The 985-nt window shown below is 67.7% G+C and carries 2 protein-coding genes; both read left to right on the top strand.

The annotated features are described in order from the left end of the window. Positions 1–512: LamG-like jellyroll fold domain-containing protein (locus LHJ74_RS34080; RefSeq protein ID WP_260222241.1), on the top strand; the 512-nt coding region annotated here is incomplete at its 5' end. 117 nt (positions 513–629) lie between these two features. Then, a partial coding sequence (locus LHJ74_RS34075) for a hypothetical protein (protein ID WP_260222240.1) occupies positions 630–985 on the top strand: 356 nt, incomplete at its 3' end.

Genomic DNA, 985 nt, shown 5'->3' with positions numbered 1-985 from the left:
CCGTGAGCGCTACGGGAGACGAGCAGAGCGCCTTCACCGTGGGTTTCGTACCTGACCCGGCAGCTCCGGGCGGGGCAGGGCTCTGGCAGATGGGCATGTCCGGCAGCGACAGCGACAAGCCAGCCCGATCCGAAGCCGGAAACGCCGGATTCTTCTACGACGTACGCGAGTGGAACCATCTCACCCTCGTCTACGACGGTTTCGCCAAGCAGGCACGCCTCTACGTCAACGGAGCGCTGGAGGAAGCGGCCTGCACCGACGAGGACGGAGACGGCGAGGCCGATGACCCGGCCTGCCGGGAACAGATCCCCTGGGCGGAGAACGTACTTACGTTCCCTGCAGGCGAGCCACTCCAGATCGGCCGGGGCAAGGGGGACGGCTCCTGGTCGCAGCACTGGCCGGGTGCGATCGATGACGTCTGGACCTTCCAGGGCGCTCTCGATGAAGAGCAGGTGTTCTATCTGGCGAACAGGTGGTTCGACGTGCCGACGGAGGTGCCGGACCTTGGCTGATGGCTGACGCGAGCGACGTTCTGAAGCTTGAGCGGGATCGGCACCAACTCTCAGTGGACTCACCCGGCGGCGCAGGGCCCAACCTGCGGGGACATGAAGAGGACAGGGCTTACAGGGATGAGCAGCAGATCCACAATACGTATCCGAGTACGGCTACGGCGCCGCATCGCGCTCGGTGTGTCGGCGATCATGGTGGGCACCCTGCTCCAGGGGACCGTCACCGCGACGACCGCGACGGCCGACGCCGGCACGGGGCGCCCCGACCTGCCACAGGCGGAACGGCCCGTCCCCGGAGCCGACGCACCCAAAGCCAAGCCCCGCACGGTCGAGAAGGGGCCGCGGACACCACGCGAGGCACCGAAGACCTCGTGGCCGAAGCCGGGCGCGGCCACGGTGAAGATCCCTGACGCCGCCACCGGTCGCTCATCTGCGACGAAGCCGGCGAAGGCCAAGGGCCTGCCCATCGAGATAGC

The organism is Streptomyces gossypii (genome assembly GCF_025165795.1).
GTDB classification, from domain to species: Bacteria; Actinomycetota; Actinomycetes; order Streptomycetales; family Streptomycetaceae; genus Streptomyces; species Streptomyces gossypii.
This window is presented reverse-complemented; position numbering and strand designations above follow the sequence as displayed.